Consider the following 2,183-nt stretch of genomic DNA (forward strand, 5'->3'; position numbering starts at 1 on the left):
CCGTCGATCTCGATGTCGTGCGGCAGATGCTGCCGACCACGCCCTACGGCAAAGGGGTTCGGGAGATTCGTCCGCCGGTGCAGTTCAACGACGATGCCTTCGAGGGCCTGCTGGCGCGGGACCCTGATGACCCTGAAGTCTGGGGTATCGCCTACAACGGCACGGTCAGCCCGCAGCGCCAGCGATTCACCATTGCGCACGAGCTGGGCCACTTCGTCCTGCACCGCGACCAGCAGTCGCGTTTCAACTGCGACAAGGACAGCGTCCACTCCGGCCACGAGACGATGCGCCTGATCGAGCGCGAGGCCGACGACTTCGCCAGCAATTTGCTGATGCCCGGTGATCGGCTGCGCGAGTGGATCTCGAACCGACGCATCGATCTGCACGTCCTCAGCGCCATTGCCAAGCGCTTCCAGGTCTCGTTCGAGGCGCTGTGCATCCGCTTCATCAAGTTCACCTCGCAGCGCGCCATCCTGGTCTACTGGGACAACGGCTACGCGAAGTACGAATGGCGCAGCAGCAGCGCCGTCAGGACGCGGGCGCGCATCCGGCGCACCGGCGATCCGCAAGAGCCGTTACCCGGCACGCTCGCCGCCGACGCGAGCGTCGAGCAGGCGTGGGACGGCATCGAGATGTCTGCTGCGATCTGGTGCCCGGAGGAGGCACCCCACATGAAGCTGCGTGAGTTCAAGCACAGCTACACCTCGAGAGATCGCGTCCTGACCCTGCTGCTGTTGGAAAGTGCAGAGCCACGCGCTTGGGATCTGGCGTGGCAGGACGGCGAAAGCAACGACTGCGATGACCGGTTCGTCTCGACAGGCCAGCACCAGGTGCGATGACGCAGGGCGCCGTAGCCCGCGCATCCCCGCCAGAACCCGTTACGCGAAGCCCCTTGATTCCTAGCATGAGCGGCGTTTCCCATCGAAACGCCGACCATGCACGAACCCGAACCCTTCGTCCTGGCTCCCGAGGCTGATCGGCCTCGGCACGCGCACCAAGAGATCGTCGATCTGTTGGCCTGCGCCCTCCTGCGGCTGCGCGCGCGCCCCTTTCCGCCATCTGTCCATATCGCCACCGACAGCGACTCGGTTGGCCTTGGCTTCTGCGGGCCACAGCGCGTGAATGCGAACCCCGATCACGCACGAGGAGTTCGCCGATGACGACACACGCAAGCCCTGCAGACCCGACCACCGTCGCCGCCCGCGTCGCGCAGCTGCCCGACTTGGCCATGGAAGATCTGTGGGCACTGTGGGACGAGTACTTCGAGGAGCGGCCCAAGCATCACCACCGCACCTGGCTGGAGAGCCGGCTCGCCTACAGGATCCAGGAGCGCGCCTTCGGCGGATTGAAGCCCGCGACCCGCCGCAAGCTCGAGGAGATCGGTGAGACGGGCATCCTGCCGCGCCAGCTTCGCCACGACGCGAATCGGCTGCTGCCGGGCACCGTGCTCACGCGGTTCTTCGACGACGTCGAGCACCGGGTGCTGGTGCGCGGCCCGAACGACTTCGAGTATCAAGGGCAGCGGTTCAAGAGCCTGACGGCGATTGCCCGCCACATCACCGGCACGCCTTGGTCGGGCCCCGCGTTCTTCGGCCTCAAGACCAAGCACGGCCAGAAGGAGCCGGCATGAGATCACGATGGCCCGCATCCCCGTCGACCATGCCGACTCCTGGCCCCGTCACGCCATCGAGGCGCTGTGCGGTCTACACCCGCAAGTCCACCGACGAGGGACTGGACCAGGAGTACAACAGCCTGGAGGCCCAACGCGACGCGGGGCTGGCCTTCATCGCCAGCCAACGCCACGAGGGCTGGATCGCCGTCGAGGAGGGTTATGACGACGGCGGCTACTCCGGCGGCCATCTCGACCGCCCGGCGCTCAAACGCTTGCTGGCCGACATCGAGGCCGGCAGGATCGACATCGTGGTCGTCTACAAGATCGACCGCCTCACGCGCAGCCTGGCGGACTTCGCCAAGCTGGTGGAGGTGTTCGACCGCAACGGCGTCTCCTTCGTCTCGGTCACGCAGCAGTTCAACACCACCACCTCGATGGGGCGGCTCACGCTCAACATCCTGCTGTCCTTCGCGCAGTTCGAGCGCGAGGTCACCGGCGAGCGCATCCGCGACAAGATCGCCGCCTCCAAGGCCAAGGGGCTCTGGATGGGCGGCATGCCGCCGCTGGGCTA

General features: G+C 66.3%; 3 protein-coding genes. All 3 read left to right on the forward strand.

Translation table 11 applies throughout. The features are described 5' to 3' along the window. Positions 1 to 26 precede the first annotated feature (26 nt). Entirely contained in the window at positions 27 to 839 is an 813-nt protein-coding gene (locus F615_RS19090; protein WP_083932508.1) for an ImmA/IrrE family metallo-endopeptidase, read from the forward strand. 317 nt (positions 840 to 1,156) lie between these two features. After that, positions 1,157 to 1,630 carry a DUF2924 domain-containing protein gene (locus F615_RS0117255; protein ID WP_019562389.1) on the forward strand — a complete coding sequence of 158 codons (474 nt, stop codon included), beginning with the start codon at positions 1,157 to 1,159 and terminating at the stop codon, positions 1,628 to 1,630. Between the two features lie 29 nt (positions 1,631 to 1,659). After that, positions 1,660 to 2,183: recombinase family protein (locus F615_RS0117260; RefSeq protein WP_019562390.1), on the forward strand; the 524-nt coding region annotated here is incomplete at its 3' end.

The sequence above is a fragment of the Caldimonas manganoxidans ATCC BAA-369 genome (assembly GCF_000381125.1).
Classification (GTDB): Bacteria; Pseudomonadota; Gammaproteobacteria; order Burkholderiales; family Burkholderiaceae_C; genus Caldimonas; species Caldimonas manganoxidans.

Coding starts and splice junctions, on each gene's coding strand:
- F615_RS19090 (WP_083932508.1), top strand. CDS start 27: ATGCTGCCGACCACGCCCTACGGCAAAGGGGTTCGGGAGATTCGTCCG.
- F615_RS0117255 (WP_019562389.1), top strand. CDS start 1,157: ATGACGACACACGCAAGCCCTGCAGACCCGACCACCGTCGCCGCCCGC.